Annotated in this window: 17 protein-coding genes; 5 read left to right on the forward strand and 12 right to left on the reverse strand. The window is 46.4% G+C overall.

Annotated features, from left to right (window positions below; all coding sequences use genetic code 11):
• Positions 1-614: 614 nt before the first annotated feature.
• Positions 615-1268: a transcriptional regulator gene (locus tag NSQ20_RS27430; RefSeq protein ID WP_076319680.1), complete on the forward strand. Its 654-nt coding sequence runs from the start codon at positions 615-617 to the stop codon at positions 1266-1268.
• A gap of 519 nt (positions 1269-1787) precedes the next feature.
• On the opposite strand, the gene NSQ20_RS27435 is transcribed toward NSQ20_RS27430, so the two are convergent.
• The 10 genes from NSQ20_RS27435 to NSQ20_RS27480 all read right to left on the reverse strand — a co-directional run bounded on the left by NSQ20_RS27435 (position 1788) and on the right by NSQ20_RS27480 (position 10838).
• A complete protein-coding gene (locus NSQ20_RS27435) occupies positions 1788-2273 on the reverse strand; it encodes a DedA family protein (RefSeq protein ID WP_036606861.1) in 486 nt (161 codons plus the stop codon).
• A gap of 13 nt (positions 2274-2286) precedes the next feature.
• Positions 2287-2832, reverse strand: a complete 546-nt coding sequence (gene pssA / locus NSQ20_RS27440) for a CDP-diacylglycerol--serine O-phosphatidyltransferase (protein ID WP_036606859.1) — start codon at positions 2830-2832, stop codon at positions 2287-2289.
• A 21-nt stretch (positions 2833-2853) separates the two neighbouring features.
• Complete coding sequence (locus NSQ20_RS27445; RefSeq protein WP_338707040.1) at positions 2854-4602, reverse strand: HAMP domain-containing sensor histidine kinase; 1749 nt, start codon at positions 4600-4602, stop codon at positions 2854-2856.
• On the reverse strand, positions 4599-5279 hold the full coding sequence (locus NSQ20_RS27450) for a response regulator transcription factor (RefSeq protein ID WP_036606855.1): 681 nt from the start codon (positions 5277-5279) through the stop codon (positions 4599-4601). The genes NSQ20_RS27445 and NSQ20_RS27450 overlap by 4 nt, the downstream gene beginning before the upstream one ends.
• A 249-nt stretch (positions 5280-5528) precedes the next feature.
• Positions 5529-6341, reverse strand: a complete 813-nt coding sequence (thiD, locus tag NSQ20_RS27455; RefSeq protein WP_017692191.1) for a bifunctional hydroxymethylpyrimidine kinase/phosphomethylpyrimidine kinase — start codon at positions 6339-6341, stop codon at positions 5529-5531.
• 105 nt (positions 6342-6446) lie between these two features.
• Entirely contained in the window at positions 6447-7145 is a 699-nt protein-coding gene (locus tag NSQ20_RS27460) for an ABC transporter permease (RefSeq protein ID WP_076319681.1), read from the reverse strand.
• Positions 7138-8061 (reverse strand): ABC transporter ATP-binding protein, encoded by a 924-nt coding sequence (locus tag NSQ20_RS27465; RefSeq protein WP_036606847.1) that lies wholly within the window; start codon positions 8059-8061, stop codon positions 7138-7140. The genes NSQ20_RS27460 and NSQ20_RS27465 overlap by 8 nt, the downstream gene beginning before the upstream one ends.
• Positions 8062-8188: 127 nt before the next feature.
• Positions 8189-9121: a sensor histidine kinase gene (locus NSQ20_RS27470; protein WP_338707043.1), complete on the reverse strand. Its 933-nt coding sequence runs from the start codon at positions 9119-9121 to the stop codon at positions 8189-8191.
• Complete coding sequence (locus NSQ20_RS27475) at positions 9118-9834, reverse strand: response regulator transcription factor (RefSeq protein ID WP_282320191.1); 717 nt, start codon at positions 9832-9834, stop codon at positions 9118-9120. Before NSQ20_RS27475 ends, NSQ20_RS27470 begins: the two co-directional genes overlap by 4 nt.
• Positions 9835-9986: 152 nt before the next feature.
• Positions 9987-10838 carry a DegV family protein gene (locus tag NSQ20_RS27480; RefSeq protein ID WP_036606840.1) on the reverse strand — a complete coding sequence of 284 codons (852 nt, stop codon included), beginning with the start codon at positions 10836-10838 and terminating at the stop codon, positions 9987-9989.
• A gap of 305 nt (positions 10839-11143) precedes the next feature.
• Between NSQ20_RS27480 and NSQ20_RS27485 the strand changes: the two genes are divergently transcribed.
• From NSQ20_RS27485 to NSQ20_RS27500, 4 genes are all read left to right on the forward strand, one after another.
• Positions 11144-11920: an ABC-2 family transporter protein gene (locus NSQ20_RS27485; RefSeq protein WP_036606839.1), complete on the forward strand. Its 777-nt coding sequence runs from the start codon at positions 11144-11146 to the stop codon at positions 11918-11920.
• Positions 11917-12717 carry an ABC-2 family transporter protein gene (locus tag NSQ20_RS27490; protein ID WP_124118164.1) on the forward strand — a complete coding sequence of 267 codons (801 nt, stop codon included), beginning with the start codon at positions 11917-11919 and terminating at the stop codon, positions 12715-12717. Before NSQ20_RS27485 ends, NSQ20_RS27490 begins: the two co-directional genes overlap by 4 nt.
• Positions 12718-12739: 22 nt before the next feature.
• Positions 12740-13708 (forward strand): ATP-binding cassette domain-containing protein, encoded by a 969-nt coding sequence (locus NSQ20_RS27495; RefSeq protein ID WP_338709005.1) that lies wholly within the window; start codon positions 12740-12742, stop codon positions 13706-13708.
• 96 nt (positions 13709-13804) lie between these two features.
• Positions 13805-14482, forward strand: a complete 678-nt coding sequence (locus NSQ20_RS27500; protein WP_338707044.1) for a succinylglutamate desuccinylase/aspartoacylase family protein — start codon at positions 13805-13807, stop codon at positions 14480-14482.
• Between the two features lie 128 nt (positions 14483-14610).
• Here the strand turns inward: NSQ20_RS27500 and NSQ20_RS27505 are convergent, their stop codons facing one another.
• Positions 14611-15666: a serine hydrolase domain-containing protein gene (locus NSQ20_RS27505; RefSeq protein ID WP_338707045.1), complete on the reverse strand. Its 1056-nt coding sequence runs from the start codon at positions 15664-15666 to the stop codon at positions 14611-14613.
• Positions 15667-15832: 166 nt separating this feature from the next.
• The gene (locus tag NSQ20_RS27510) at positions 15833-16234 is read right to left on the reverse strand and encodes a MerR family transcriptional regulator (protein ID WP_036606833.1); all 402 of its coding nucleotides are present in this window, start codon (positions 16232-16234) and stop codon (positions 15833-15835) included.
• Between the last annotated feature and the right edge of the window lie 8 nt (positions 16235-16242).

Here is a 16242-nt window from a genome sequence, read left to right on the forward strand (position 1 = left end):
GGCTCTCTTTTTCAATTGTAAGAAACATCAGACACCTTATTTCCCAAATTTTCATAACAAAACGCTGAAAATGGCTGTACATTCCGAAATAACGTTTCTCAGGTTCCTTACATTTCTGCGAGTGCTTCAACGCCCTGAATAAGACGTCTCAGATTCCTTAGCTCTTATTGCCCGCTCTACGCTTCTTTCCAAGCATGAGCAAGAGAAGACGCATACCCCGCGGTACGAAGAACTTAATTTAAATGTAAACAGCCTTGAAGGCGAGAATAATCTACTTTTACAGCGTCTATATCGCTTACTCGCACATTAAGGGACCCGTTCTCACACATTTAAAGTGTAGCACCTACTAGCTCGGAATACGTCCAGTCTCGTTCTGGCATTCAGACCTTGGCTTGAGATATCCTCTATTGGAAAAGGTATTGAAATCATTCCATATTTAAAGCTATACTTGATCTAGAAATGTAACATATTGGTCGTGAAGCACACGCCGCTTTGATCCATTCTCCCCTTCAACGCGAAGGTTGGAAATGGTCAGAGCGGCTTTTTGTATTTTGACATGACGAACTGAAGCCTGTTCACGTTCGTTTATTTTATTTTTAGAGGAGATGAAGACGATGAGCATTGATTTTGAGGAGGCTTACGAAGTTTGGATGCACTCCCTTCTGGAGAAGGAAACGAACCCCAGAGTGCTGTCCAGACTAGAAAATGGACTTGAACATGGCACATTTGAATTTTTGCGTTCAGTCTGGTTTCCGGTGATGAAAAACTTTAATCATTTGCAACCGGAATGGGAGGTACGGGACTTTCATAACGGCTATCGGTATCTGGATCTTGCATATATGCCAGGTAACGGCGTTAAAGGAGGTATTGAAATCCAAGGATACGGGCCACATGCCCGTGATCTGGATGTACGGCGTTTTAAAGATTTATGCTGGCGGCATTGTCTGCTAACGCTTGATGATTGGATTTTTCTGCCGATCGCGTATCTCTCCATTAAAGACGAACCAAAACGGTGCCAACAGCTTGTGCTCTCTTTTATGGGAAAATTCATTGCTACGGACGTTCCCACATCCTTAAATTGGCTAGAAGCCGAGACTGTTCGTTATGCCAGACGCATCATCCGTCCATTTGCCCCCTCGGAACTAGCAACACACCTGCGAATCACGGATCAACATGCTCGAAGAGTTCTTCACAGCTTGATCGATCAACAAGTATTACATGTCGCTAGTGGCGCTCAACGATATCGAACGTATATCTTACGAACATGAGACACTCTATTTCGCCGATATCGTACATATCCATTTTTTAACGAACTCAGGACACCTTATTGTGATGATATGGAGTAAATCAGGGCACTTTTTCGGGCTTTTTCGAGAAATAAGATTGCTGGGATTCGTTAGAATTCCAACATGCCTCTTATCTCGATAATAAGCTCACCTGAGTTCGTTAGAATTTTAGAAATGACTCCGAAACTTTTGGAGTTACTACTATTAAACCTAATTGCGAACCACTTTAGCTACTGGAGTGTCAGATACTTGCGTCACTAACGAGTTACATGGAGAGTTACATCGAGAGTTACATGGAGATTTAAACGGAGGAATAGCTCTGAGCTTGAGTTTACTTTAAATAGCTTGCGGGCTAGCCTACAACTCCAAGAATAAATTACTTGTAGTCGATTAAATCACTTAAAATGAGGTCCCCGACCATATATAGAAAAACAAAAAAAGACCACCTTACACTCAAGAGGTCTTCGATCTTTTCCTGTTGTTACAACAGGCTGTCCCATTTTAAGTTAACACGCCAACATAAAAACCAATCGAGATAAAGACAACACACCAGACGAATGCACCAATGCCCGATACAACTACGTACCTGCCAATTGCCATCTTGCTAATTCCGGAGAAACAACACATCAGATGACGAATGCCTGGAATGAAGTAACCCAGGATGATGGACCAATACCCATATTTGAGGAACCACGACTCCACCCTGCTGAATCGTTTGGCATTAACGCCAACCCACTTGCCGTATTTTTCAACCAGCGGCCTGCCCGCTTTTTTGCCAATCATGTAGCTAAGCAGCCCTCCGGTAAATGCGCCACCGAAACTGACGGCGATGGATACGGAGTAATTCAATACCGAGATGGAGGCGAGATAACCGACAAAAGTCATCATCACCTCATCCGGAATCGGCATGCCAATAACGCCGAGAGCCAGTAGTCCGTATATTGCGAAATAACCATATTGACCAATAAATTCTTTTGCAAATTCCATACTGACTCGCTCCTTATTTCGGTTCCACAATATCCTTCTCATGTGAGGCTAACACTTGTTTTAGAGACGGGAATCGGATTTGGCTCACCATGAGACCGGATAATACAATAATGACAAGATAGGCTACACCATGTGTGAAATAAGGACTCCAGAGTGCGAAAAAGGACATCAGACCTCCCGCAAATGTAATCGGCATTCCGACAAAACCACTGCTTGCTGTCTTCTGACAGTTATAACGGGCCAGACGCAAAGCACCGCAAATCGGAAACAATGCAGTCAGTGCCATCCCCAGCACACTCACTTCAATCATGGAATTCAGGTACAGAATCAGCACGGGTGCTGTTCCGAATGAAACTACATCCGCAAGCGAGTCCAAGGACTTGCCGAACTCACCCTCACAATGCAATTTACGAGCCGCATACCCGTCAAACAGATCAAAGAACATCGCTACCCATATCATCATCACAGCCAGGGCAAATTCACCATGAATAGCCATAATGACTGCCAGCATGCCTGAACTCAGATTCCCCAAGGTTAAAATCGATGGTAAAGACTTCATAATATTTGACTCCCTTTCGTACTAGGCTTTAGGAAAAATAATATAAAAACGGACTCCATCCGGTGTATTCTCCACTCCATAACTGCACCCATGCAGATCAAGAATCTGCTTCGCAATGGCCAGACCAAGCCCGGTCCCCCCCATTTTACGATTACGTGAGCGCTCTACCCGATAGAACCTCTCCCATATATACTGCCGCTCAGTTTCAGCTATCTGCTCGCCCTTGTTCTCAATGGAAATATGGACAAAACCTTCACGCCTGCTGATCTCAATAGTTATATCGGTATGTGGTATCGCATGACGTATAGCATTCATCATGATATTGAAAATAACTTGCTCCAGCTTGCTTCGGTCACCCTCAACCGTCTGTTCTGTTGTGGATACAAGCACCACATCCAATCCTTTGTCCTTCAGTTGCGGGCCCAGACGGCCGGCGATATCTTCAATCATGTCTGCCAGAGCAACAGCATCCGTATTCAATTGAACCGCTGAGGATTCCAGTCGCACCAGATCCAGCATCTCTTCAACCATCGTTTCCATTTTGATCGCCTCATCGGCAATGATCTCAATGTAACGCTCCCGTTTGCTCTCACTCACGCCATCTTTCAGCCCTTCAGAATATCCCTTAATAATGCTGATTGGAGTCTTAAGTTCATGTGATGCATCGGCAAAAAACTTGCGCTGACGCTGTTCAATCTCCTGCTTCATTTCCATATCTGTACGCATCTGCGAGTTGGCCTGCCTCAGCTCTTCCAGTGTCTGACCCAAGGTTCCCGATAAGGCATTGAGGCTGTTAGACAGACTCCCGATCTCATCATTACGCCGGATGGGTGATTTCACCGTGAAATCCAGCGTAGACATTTTCTTGGCGACATGGTTCAAGGCCAAAAGCGGCTTCGTTATAATTCGGGACAGGAGCAACGCCAGCAACAGAATCAATATAAATGCCCCTATGCCAAAATACGCATAGAACAAACGTGTTGCCTCATTCGCTTCCCTCATCTCCTGTAGAGAGGTGAGCGAAAAGATCAGTTGTTGCTCGGGTCCGGAACGATGCACTGGAGCAATGGTGATGACATTGCGAACACCGCTCCAGCTATCCATCCATTCTTCATTGAGCATTTTGCCATTCGCCAACGCAAGTTGGTCTTCGGTGGACAACGGGAACCGGCTATCCAGTGCTTGCACCAGCAGTCCCTGCCTTTGACTCCACGTTGCCAGATTGGGAAGAACGACCTCGGTTAATACGCCTGACCATTCCTTTACCGGTTCAATCGATTCCTGAAAACTTTCTGTTCCCCATGCGGCAGAAGTGGCATCCTGGATTTTGAATGGATAGACCATGGATTCGCTGGCCGGACCTTTCACCGTCAATTCTTGCCCATATTTCAGATGGGATGTGATCCAGCCAGCATTCTCACTATTGATAAACAAGGACAAGGACACTTTCACGTGACTTCCATCCTCTTGAAGCAACGTAATGTGGAACGGGTCATTAACCAATCTTCCGGTATTCGTCAAAATGACCAGATGTGATTGATTCTGACGCATGAACTTCCCGGTCTCCTTGGCTAGCTGTAAATCACTCCAATGCCCATTGGAGTATTGCTGTTCGAACTTGGACAGCTTTTTCTTCATACTGCTGACCTTTTGATGCTGATAGAAGTCGGGGAACCAGACCAACTGAGCAAAAACCGTCGTCCCATATAGAAGTACCAGACATCCTGCCATGACCAGGAAAAGCTTCATCGTTACGCCATTTCTTCTCATGCTTCTGCCTCGAAACGATATCCAGTACCAATCACCGTCCGGATACACTTGGCTTCATCACCCAATTTGCTGCGCAACTTCTTGATGTGGGTATCTACAACACGTGAGTCCCCTTCAAAATCAAATCCCCAGATCCGATTCAAAATGGCATCCCGGGACAACACAATGCCTGCATTACGTACCAAATAAAGCAACAGATCATATTCCTTTGGTGCAAGTTCCACTTCAATTCCGTCCTTCTCCAGACGTCTGGCCCATGGATCAAGGGTTACCTGTCCGAAGCGAATCACACCCTGCTCTCGTCCAAATGCACCTTCAACACGCTTCATTAATGTCTCTGCACGTGCAACCAGCACACGTGGACTAAACGGCTTGGTAACGTAATCGTCTACGCCCAGCTGAAATCCATGAATTTTATCGTCATCCTCGGACCGTGCAGTCAGCATGATAATAGGTACGGTGGATTGGGATCGAATATGCCCACATAACGTCCATCCATCCATTTCAGGCATCAAAACATCCAGAATAACCAGATCTACCTCATGCAGAGCCAACAGTTCCAGTGCCTGTACTCCATGTTCAGCTTCTATGACGTTCCATTGTTCTTTTATGAAATAATCGGCCACAATCTCACGAATGCGGCTTTCATCTTCCACCAGAAGCACTGTTCTGATCATGGCCGACTCTCCTTTTAGATTTCTGATGATAACATACCTATTCCATGTGTCGTTCATGTGTCCACACATGTTTTGGAATGCTCCCATGATATATACGATTAATATAAGCCAAAAGTTACTAATTTTTATAAAAATTCGCATAAAAAAGAAGCCATCAACGAGCAAGCTCCTGCTCATTGACAGCCACTTGAATGAAATCGAAGTGTGTTATCCAGAATTGATGCGCTACTGTGCGCTCCCTGGCAACACTTAACGTTGTTGCTCCAGACGGTGTGCCACATGCAGTGTCGGACCAACAAAACGGTTCAGCGGGAATCCGCCGGCAATCGCTTTGGTCACGAAGGCTTTACCTTCACGAACAGCCTCTTTCACTGAAAGACCACGAGCCAATCCTGCGGTAATCGCCGCAGACGTTGTGCAGCCCGCACCATGAGTATACCCGGAGCCGACAACATCGGCTTCAAACCATTCGTAGTTGGTTCCATCATAGAGTAGATCCATTGCTTTACCCGGGCTAATGACACCTCTGTCCTTGATCAGAACATGTTTCGAGCCATGGGCATGAATTGCTGCTGCCGCTGCTTCCATTTGTTCCTTGGAGCGAATAGGTCCGCTCTTCGCCAGTTGGGATGCTTCGAACAGATTAGGTGTAACCAGATCAGCACCTGGCAACAGGAATTCGATCATCGCTTCCGTATTTTCCGGTTGCAGTACTTCGTCTGTACCTTTGCAGACCATTACCGGATCGATAACGATCTGTGGCAGACCGCTGCGGCGAATATGTTTTGCTACCAGTTCAATAATATCTACAGAACCGAGCATACCTGTCTTCATTGCATCGAAACCGATGCCGTCCAGAACCGTGCGAAGCTGCGCTTCAACCACATTTAATTCAACAGGAAAGACTTGGTGATCCCATGTTTCGGGCTCCATTGCCACAACCGTAGTCAGTACGGTCATGCCATACACACCCAGCTCCTGAAAAGTTTTCAAATCAGCTTGAATACCTGCACCGCCGCTCGTGTCCGAACCAGCTATTGTTAATGTTTTTGGAATCGTCATGGTAGTTGCATTCTCCTTCGTGTCTCAGTTGACATTATCCTATCCCTTGTACGAGCGGATGTCAATGGCATCTGAAGCCATACAGAGCATGGTTTTCCGAATGATTCAGTTCACATCTTTTGTCTCCAGACGAACCATGGACATCGAAGCAATCCATATCCCTATTGCTCCAAGGGTCAGAGGGATAATAATAAGCGAATGAATGGAAACTTCCGACCCGTTGAATCCGGAGCAGACAATCGAAACCAGCAAAATGGACGAGACCATTGTAGTTGTAACAGAATGCTTACGCATACCGAAGAATAGGGGAATGAGTGCCATACACGCAGCCGATAAAGAACTTATACTGTACTTCACCAGAAGTCCCAATATATCCCGATTCGTCAGTGATTCAGGAATGAAGGAGTAGAATTGATTAACAATCAACAATAGTGAGCCCATGAACAGATCGTTAACCATAATCATCACAAATGTAAAACCAAACACGATAATCAATTTGGCAGCGATGATTTTATGACGCTGGATGGGATAGGTGAACATGACGTTCATCGTTTTATTTCTATACTCACTGATCACCAGCTTGGATAATAAAGCTCCTGCAAATATGATAAAGGTCGCTCTCACAAACGTATCAATAATCATAAAGGCGGTCTGGTAATCGGCATAGGCATAATCTTCTGCTCCCACATCCACGAATCCAATCATGATCAGGAAAAGAAGAATGGCTATGCTGGCAATACCTGCACCTGCAAAATTACGTGCAAAACGGTGCTTCCGCATCTCAAGTCTGATTAGTTTAAGCAACGTCTTCATCCCCTTTCACAAGCTTCATGAAGTGTTCTTCCAGGGAATGAGCCCGTTTGGATATCGATTCGATCTCAATGCCGTGTTGGATCAGCTTGGTGTTCAGTTCTGATGGAATAATTCCCGGATCATAGATGCGTAACGTTTGGTCATCAACCAGTTTATAATTACTCAAACCAAGCTGGTGTTCAATGACATAGGTCGCTTTGCGGATATCCACCGCCTGTAACTCGATGTACTCATTTTGACTTCCACGAATGCTCTCCATCGATACTTCCTCCACCAAACGACCGCCGCGAATGACACCAACTGTGTCCGCAATCTGCTCTATCTCGCCAAGAATGTGACTGGAGACCAACAGGGTAATGCGATACTCATTACTAAGGCGCTTGAACAAATCTCGCATCTCCCGGATCCCTACAGGGTCCAATCCGTTGATCGGTTCATCCAGAATGAGCAGTTCAGGTGTGGTTATAAGTGCACGAGCCAGTCCCAGCCTCTGCTTCATGCCCAAGGAGAAGTCTTTGACCGGTTTCTTGCCCGTATCCTTCAGCCCTACCATTTCCATCGTGTTGTCGATGATCTTTTTGTTGTAAAATCCCATGTATTCACAGTGAAGTTCCAGATTCTCGCGAGCAGACAGCCTATCGTAAAAAAAAGGGTATTCAATAATACTGCCCATTCGCTTCAGCACTTCATAGGAGGTCGGCGTAAGCTTCTCCCCAAACAGTTCAATCTCCCCTGTGGTTGGTTTGACGAGATTGGTGAGCATCTTCATGATGGTTGTTTTACCAGCACCATTCGGACCGAGGAATCCATAGATCTCACCTTGCTTAATATTCATATTGACGTTGGATACAACCTCCACCCCTTCATATACTTTGGTCACATCTATTGTTCGTGCGATATAATTCATCGTCCTTGTTCTCCTTTACGTCCCCTGTCCGGGTTCCTATATCTATATTGTAAAGAGAAAAGTCTTCTTTTTTATTAATCAAATCTTACAAAAACCTTAAGTCTGACCGGACACGCCAACGCAGGGTCTACCAAGCCTTTAAGGTAACCGAGAATACAGTCCGTTGATGTGGCACACTATGCAAGTGAATACTTCCACCCATCCGCTCAACTAGCCGTTTCGTAATGGTCAGACCCAGGCCGCTGCCTTGATAGAGTCGATTGCGGGAATCCTCCAGTGTATACATGCGTTCAAACACACGACTATGCTCGCTCTCAGGAATCCCTTTTCCTTGGTCCCAGATCTGTAACGTCACAGGTGCACCTATCGCATGATCAAGTGAAAGCCCCAGTACCTTACCATCTGCCCCGTATTTCATTCCATTGGTAATGAGATTATCCAGCACACGGTCCAATGCTTCTTCATTCGCTTGCACGAAGATATCACCCGCAGGTATCTCCAGCTCCACGTACAATCCCAGATTCGTCAACATCTCATAAAAGGAAAGCATCTTCAACCGGCATAGTTCACTTAAATTCACCCGACTAAGCACTAGCTCCGTGTCTCCAGATTCCAGCTTTGCCAGATCAAAAAAGGAATGGATCAAACGCAGCACTTCCTGCGCCTTATCTTGTATTTTCTCCGTCATAATCTTACGTTCCTGATCGGTCAGTGATGAACTGTGCAGCAAGGTCTCACTATAACCCATCACAACCGTGAGTGGCGTTTTCAGATCATGAGAAATGTTGGAGAGCATATTACGCATCTCCTTCTCCTGGTTCGTATAACCAGCCTTCGCGCGGTGCGCATAGTCCAGCAGCTGGTTCATATCTTTCAGAAGCTGGCTAACTTGATCATCACTGTTGAATACGAGTAAGCGCTCAAAGGTGCCTTGATCCAGGATATCGGATATTTTGTGATGAATATAGGACAGGTGTTGACTGCGTTTCCGCAATCTCATCCACAACCCAATGACTACAATGGCCAGAATAGCTGTTGTACTGGCAAAAATCAGTGTCATCCCTGCTCCGCCTCCAGCTTATATCCGATGCCCCAGAGTGTCTTGATATACTGGGGAGCCGAAGGGTCTGCCTCCAGTTTCTCACGCAGACGACGCATATGTACGTTAATGATATTTTCGTCTCCATAATAATGATCGTTCCAGACGGAAGCGTAGATCTGGGCCTTGGTGAACACTTTGCCAGGATGGGTAACCAACAGCTTCAGAATTCCAAATTCCTTGGATGTCAGTTTGACGGGTGTCCCTTCACGCTCCACCTCGTACGTCTCCATGTCAACTACAAGTCCTCCAATGTGAATACGCTGATCCTTAGCCACTTCAGCCACAGGCGGAGTGGTATAATTGGCGCGGCGAATCGCAGCTTTGATGCGGGCAGTCAGTTCTATTAACGAGAAAGGTTTGCTCAAGTAATCATCTGCACCGAACCCCAGACCTAATGCTTTGTCCACCTCCCCATCCTTCGCAGACAGAATGAGCACAGGTACCAGACTGACTGCCCGAATGGTTTGCAGCACATCCATCCCACTTTTGCGGGGCAGCATCAGATCCAGAATAACCAGATCATACCCGGGTTGTGACTGGCTGAACTGACGTTCTGCCTCTAAGCCATCATATGCATAAGTGACGTCGTAGCCCTCTTTTTCCAAGTACGGCCCGACCATCTCACTAATTGAACGATCATCTTCAACAAGCAACAAGCGGTGACTTAACACATGTTTCCCTCCAACATGAACAGTTTTCTTTATTACCTCACAGTTTGTTTGAATTGGCAATGACATACGAAAAAACCTGACAGGAGCACCACTTTGGTATAAGTGTGTTTCCTGCCAGGTCTATGAGTGTCTGTAGATCAATGCTGGTGCTTCTAGTCTCTATATCCGTTCTCGCTGTGTATCCAGCACAGCCCAATGGTTCCTGCACCTGCATGAATACTCACCACAGGAATAAACGGCATGATTTCGGTCTTTAATTTAGGGAGCAGATTGGCAATCTGCTTCTTGATCGTGACGGCTTCTTCCTGATTGTTCGCATGCATAATGCACACATGTTTTACTTTCTCCACATCCAGCTTGAGCATATCCAGCATGCGCTCTTTTGTCCGCTTGAACGTGCGAATTTTCTCATTCACAACCACTTTGCCCTCTTCAAATCGAAGCAGCAGATGGATCTTGAGCAGTTGACTGATGATCAGCTGTGTGCCCGACACCCGGCCACTGCGGTGAAGATGTTGAAGACTGGCCGGTATGAGGTAAAAGGACATGTTATCAATCATTTGTTCAATGTTTACTTTGATCTCGGCAGCTGAACATCCCTGCTTCTGCCATTCCAGTCCTTGCATAATCATCTCACGGTGAGGATAGGCACCTGCCTTCGAATCAATTGCGGTCACCGTCACTCCTGCAATCTCTGCAGCCTGCATGGACGTATGCAGCGTTCCGCTAAGCTCTGTAGAGCAATGAATCGTAATAATCTCATCGTACTTGTCTTTGAGCGACTCATACAGTTCAATGAATTCGCCAATGGGTGGCTGCGAACTGCTCGCACGTGAAGCCTCCGCAAGTTTCTCATAGAACATTTCAGATGTAATGTCATCGGTTTCCCGGTAACATTCCTCTCCAAATACGATGCGCAGCGGTACGATGTAGATATGATTTTGCTCCGCAAAAACGGGATCCAGTGTACTGGTACTATCAGTGACCCATGCAATTTTCTTCATGACATCCTTCTCTCTTGCCGGATTGTTCGTTCTGTATCTTCAATCGTCAAGCACAAGCCCGGCGGTTTATTTAAAATTTGAATATTTCACATTGTAAACGTTTGCGATACTACCTCTCAATTATAAATGAACGGACAGACCGTTGTCTTGTGGCGCAATCATGAACACCCCTGTTAATACCATTATTAGCTAAAAAAATGTCTTGCCTGTGAAGGAATAAATTGGTATGCTGTTGTCCTTCTCTCTTTTTCGCCTTGACTGAAGTGAACGGAAACGCCGTTCAATCCACTTATCGGAGGTGTCACATGCTTTATTTCACTCTGGCTTCCAAAGCCTACTCCCGGAATCTGCAATACCGCGGGGCACACATGGTACATAACTTGGCAAGCGCCATGTTTGGTTACATGTATGCCTGCCTCTGGATCGGCATCGGGGCCGACCATACTCTCGGAGAATACGGGACACAGGGGATGATCAGTTACATTGCGTTCACGCAATCCTCTCTCTGGATCTCGGGTTTTCTCACGAACGGATTGGGTATTCCCTTATCCGTCAGGACAGGGCAGATCGCACTGGATCTGATGAGGCCTGTTCATCTGTTCACCCACCTGATGGCACGCGAATGGGGGCAGATTGCCTACCAGTTCGTGTACAAAAGTATTCCGATCTACCTGCTCTTCTCCATTGTCTTTTCCCTACATTGGCCCTCAGACGTTTCAACACTATTCTATGCCGCACTTGGTCTTGCTGGCGCCGCATACTTGTCCATCTGCATGAACTACATCATTGGTGCCACGTCGATGTGGACCACGGAGTCCTCTTGGCTTCACTGGGGCAATCACGCGATGATGAATCTGCTGGCTGGTTTTTTCATTCCGCTGGAATGGCTACCGAACTGGCTTGAACAACTTGCCTGGATATCACCCTACCCTTTCCTGCTCTATGTACCTACCCGAATCTATCTTGGTTTCGAAGATGGCTCCTTGTTATGGGGAACCTTGCTTTGGTGTGTCTTTATGACGTTGATCTGTCTTGCCATCACCCAAGTGTTACGTCGTAAAGTGGAGGTACAAGGAGGATGAAACGGACTTCCTGGTTCAATTTATATAAAATGCTCATTCGAACAAGCATCCGCAGTCGGATGCAATACAAGTTCAATTTCATCATGGCGTCCGTACTGGCCGCTTTAATTCAGATCTCCGAGTTTCTGATGGTTGCTCTCGTGCTGCACAAATTCGGAGCAATTAAAGGCTGGTCCCTCCATGAGATCGGTTATCTCTTCGCCATCATGACGTTATCCAAAACACTGTATCGCACATTTGGCAATGAGGTTCACCATCTGGAAAAATACCTGGTTAATGGTGAGCTTGATCAACTGTTAACTCGTCCCATGCCCGTATTGCTGGCACTGCTGCCGCAAAACTTCCGCATCATGGCTGGGGAAGTCCTGCAAGGCGGGTTCATTCTCTGCTGGTCATTGGCAGGCATGATGCATAGCGGACAGATTGGCTGGATAGCCATTCCCTTCTCCCTGTTCATTATCCTGACCGGTGCAGTCATTCTCTTTTCCATCGGACTTGCTACCGCCACATTGGGATTCTGGACCACACGTATCGAGGAATTACAGACGATCACTGAAGATGCCGCTCGAACGGCTGCCCAATATCCGCTAACGTTATATCCCAAATGGATGTCTGGCATTCTGTTAACGGTGATTCCGGTGGGATTCGTCAACTACATTCCGTCACTGTACCTGCTACGGGGTGAAGGAGGAGCGTGGATTCTTGTTGCTGTTGCGGCGGTTGCCGTACTGAGTTTGGCTGCAAGTCTGCGTTTCTGGCAATTCGGCATGACCAAATATCAAAGTACAGGTAGCTAAGGAGGCGTAACGAATCATGAACATGATCACAGCAAGGCATCTGCAAAAGGAATTCAAAACTCCTGTTATTCGCGAAGGACGTTTCTCCGGTCTACGTACGTTATTTTCACGTGAATATGTGTCCAAGGAAGCGGTACGCGATATCAGTTTTGATATCGGCCCAGGGGAATTTGTGGGTTACATCGGTCCGAACGGGGCTGGCAAGTCTACCACGATCAAAATGCTGACAGGTATCCTGCACCCAACCTCGGGTGAGGTAAGGCTTGACGGTATGAACCCGCATCAGGACAGGCGCAGGACCGTTGGTCGACTAGGCGTTGTGTTTGGACAGCGCAGTCAGCTCTGGTGGGATCTGCCCGTGAAAGATTCATATGATATTCTGGCCGAGATGTACGGCGTTCGTGCCGAGGATAAAAAGAAACGACTGTCCCAGTTCGCCGAGCTGCTGGACCTTGAATCGTTCTGGGCCACGCCTGTCCGCAAGCTCTCGCTTGGACAACGCATGCGTGCCGATCTCGCAGCTTCCATGCTGCATGATCCCGAACTGCTTTTTCTCGATGAACCAACGATCGGACTGGATGTGAATGCAAAGCGGAACATTCGTCAATTTCTACGTACATTAAATGAAACGTTTGGCAAAACGATTTTGCTGACCACACATGACATGGACGACATTGAGCAGTTATGCAGCCGGGTCATGGTGATTAACAATGGTCAACTGACCTATGACGGTACGATTTCGTCACTTCGCGAAACCATCGGACTACCTACGCTGATTCGGGTAACGTTCCGAGGAGCGTTTCATATCCCGGATGTTGTGTCGTCCGCGATACATATTACTGGAGTGGAAGGACAGATTGTCACCGTCGAAGTGAACCGGAAGGAATGGAGCACAATGGACATTCTGAAACAGTTGGAGCACTGGGGTGAGATTGAAGATGTAGAGATGAAAGAACCCGATTTTGAAGATATCATTCATCGGGTGTATTAGTCGGCCCATTTTGTGAGGAAATAGGATGAAGACCTGTTCTTACGCCGTTACATGAAAGAGGGACATGGCGTACTGTAATAACGGAGGTGAAGCGTCATGCTTGTGACCAAACATGTCCTTCTAGCATCCACCGTACACGCTACTCCCTACTTCATTGTACGTGGCATGATGCCGGGACCCGTGATGTTCATTACATCCGGGGTTCACGGGAATGAAACGGCGAGTATGGCCGCTGCGCAAAAACTCGCAGATGATATTGCGACAGGTCGTCACGCCATTCAGCGAGGGCTGTTAATTATCGTGCCACGCGTGAACCAGCAAGCCTACGCTAAGAAAATCAGAGGCAAGCCAGATTTGAATCGTACGTTTCCACGTCGTATGTCAGGCAAGGCCAAGCATCCGCTCGCTGCGGCAGTTTTTCAGCTGGCGCGTGAACATCGGGCCGACTGGTGGCTCGATCTGCATGAAGCCAATGGCCTGTCACAGCTTAGTTCACGGGTGCTTGGACAGACGTTGATCACCAATCCCGGCAGTCGGACGATTCCAGCTTGCAGAAGAGTTATCGAACAGATGAATCGGTCGATTGCCATTCGTGATCGTCATTTTAACCTCAAGCAGCATGAATTGCCGGGATCTGCACGTACAGCGGCTTCAAGAGTATTACAAGCCCGTTCCGTCACGGTGGAGACCTGTTGGAGTCTGAAACGCTCGACCCGTATCAAGTATCAGACGAAGATTGTGCACCATTTTCTGCGTGAAGCGGGTATGTCATGATCAAGACTATTAAGATAGAACGAAAAAAACCTCCAACAGAGAGCGCCGAAGTACATCCTCAGGCGATCTCTATTGGAGGTGTTAAATTTTGTTCCTCATTTCCCATTACTCTAATGGCACTTCTGCGTTTATCTCTGCATCATGGCTTCCAGTATTTTATTACCCACAGGGTCTAGCGGCATGAGTGGATAAAGGTCTTTTTTAGTTATAAACTTGAATATCGCATCCAGATACTCATCCACAATAGAGGCTGATCCAAAACAATAATTGGACAATAATACGATGCCTATACCCTGTTCCTTATTTATAGCCAAATAACTGGAGAAACCAAATGTGCCACCGTTATGCCAGAGTATATTCTGATCCGAGATGTTATCACTAAACCAGGCGTAATGATGAGTTGAATCTCCAATCATCACAGGCATATGACTTTGTTGTATTGCAGAGGCTGGCGGATGATCTTCATTCAGATTGGCCTGTACAAATAAACTCATATCGTGAAGAGATGACTTGATCGCCCCTGCGCCTTCATGTACACCCGTATCCCAGTGAGGCATCTTTTTCCCCGTTGACGTATGTCCATCTACAAATCTGCCATTCTGTTCTGGATTCAGCATAGCTGCTGTCTCCGTCATCTTTAATGGACCTGTGATATATTTTTTCAGCAAATCATCATATGTACTGCCTGATACTTTACATAGGATATAGCCCAGTAAGCCCACGCCGGTATTGGAATACTCGAATGAACCCATCTGATCCGCAAAGTCAGCATCCGATAAAAAAGCAAGTAAATCATCCTCCGTATAATTTGAATACGGATTGTATCGATTTTTCTTCGAGGACAGGTTTGTGGCAACTCCGGGTAATCCAGACGTATGCGTCGCAAGACTTTTTAAGGTAACCTTATTCAAATAATCGTTTTTACCGTTGGATATGTACTTGCCAACCGTGTCATCCGTGGAAAGCTGCTGTTGACGCTCCAATTCTAATAGGAGGATCGATGTAAAAAGTTTGGTTACAGAGCCGATTTCGAACAACCTGTGTTCAGGAGCAGCCACACTCTTCTTTTTGGGATTGCCCAATGAATGATATTCGATATCTCCCTTTGTAATGATGCCAATCTCAAGATGCAGATGTTTCTTTCCTTTGATGTAATCGGATACAAAACCTTGTAAATCCCTCATAGAAAATGTTACTCCTTTTGTGGTGTGAATTTCATTATTGAAATTATTGAAATCACGTTAACCACCATTATGTATTGGCAAACTAAACTATGTATTCTTTCTAAATCTCCGATTCCCTGCTCAATAGTCCACGCCTGTTTTCTGCTAAACAGGAAAAGAGCCGCGATTACGGCTCTTTCTTCTGCACCCTGAACGATTGAATATAATTGTCGATATCGTCCTCCGGTGTATGCAACAGTCGTGCCAGATTAATCTGCAGCTGTTCCAGATGGTCAATATGCTTCTGAATGTCAGTAATGCGTTCGCGTACAAGGGTTTTTAACGTTTCCTTTTCCATGTCTTCCTGACTGAGTAACTGTAACGTATCCTGTATTTCCTTTAGAGAGTAACCCAGCGACTGGGCATCCTTAATAAATTTAATCTTCACCAAATAATCCTCAGTATACACCCGGTATCCGTTGGAGGAACGACCGGGAGCGGGCAGAATCCCGCTGTCCTCATAATAACGGAGGGTTGCCATACTTACACCGGTACGCTTAGCCAGCTCTCCTCTTGTCATGGTTTCCATAGATACTC

It is taken from the genome of Paenibacillus sp. FSL K6-1122 (assembly GCF_037977015.1).
Classification (GTDB): domain Bacteria; phylum Bacillota; class Bacilli; order Paenibacillales; family Paenibacillaceae; genus Paenibacillus; species Paenibacillus amylolyticus.

Bases quoted from the DNA above. Each gene is read 5' to 3' on its own strand.
- thiD (WP_017692191.1), bottom strand. From the start codon at position 6,341: ATGACGATTCCAAAAACATTAACAATAGCTGGTTCGGACACGAGCGGC.
- NSQ20_RS27500 (WP_338707044.1), top strand. From the start codon at position 13,805: ATGCTTGTGACCAAACATGTCCTTCTAGCATCCACCGTACACGCTACT.
- NSQ20_RS27435 (WP_036606861.1), bottom strand. From the start codon at position 2,273: ATGGAATTTGCAAAAGAATTTATTGGTCAATATGGTTATTTCGCAATA.
- NSQ20_RS27430 (WP_076319680.1), top strand. From the start codon at position 615: ATGAGCATTGATTTTGAGGAGGCTTACGAAGTTTGGATGCACTCCCTT.
- NSQ20_RS27445 (WP_338707040.1), bottom strand. From the start codon at position 4,602: ATGAGAAGAAATGGCGTAACGATGAAGCTTTTCCTGGTCATGGCAGGA.
- NSQ20_RS27480 (WP_036606840.1), bottom strand. From the start codon at position 10,838: ATGAAGAAAATTGCATGGGTCACTGATAGTACCAGTACACTGGATCCC.
- NSQ20_RS27490 (WP_124118164.1), top strand. From the start codon at position 11,917: ATGAAACGGACTTCCTGGTTCAATTTATATAAAATGCTCATTCGAACA.
- pssA (WP_036606859.1), bottom strand. From the start codon at position 2,832: ATGAAGTCTTTACCATCGATTTTAACCTTGGGGAATCTGAGTTCAGGC.
- NSQ20_RS27510 (WP_036606833.1), bottom strand. From the start codon at position 16,234: ATGGAAACCATGACAAGAGGAGAGCTGGCTAAGCGTACCGGTGTAAGT.
- NSQ20_RS27450 (WP_036606855.1), bottom strand. From the start codon at position 5,279: ATGATCAGAACAGTGCTTCTGGTGGAAGATGAAAGCCGCATTCGTGAG.
- NSQ20_RS27505 (WP_338707045.1), bottom strand. From the start codon at position 15,666: ATGAGGGATTTACAAGGTTTTGTATCCGATTACATCAAAGGAAAGAAA.
- NSQ20_RS27470 (WP_338707043.1), bottom strand. From the start codon at position 9,121: ATGACACTGATTTTTGCCAGTACAACAGCTATTCTGGCCATTGTAGTC.
- NSQ20_RS27495 (WP_338709005.1), top strand. From the start codon at position 12,740: ATGATCACAGCAAGGCATCTGCAAAAGGAATTCAAAACTCCTGTTATT.
- NSQ20_RS27465 (WP_036606847.1), bottom strand. From the start codon at position 8,061: ATGAATTATATCGCACGAACAATAGATGTGACCAAAGTATATGAAGGG.
- NSQ20_RS27485 (WP_036606839.1), top strand. From the start codon at position 11,144: ATGCTTTATTTCACTCTGGCTTCCAAAGCCTACTCCCGGAATCTGCAA.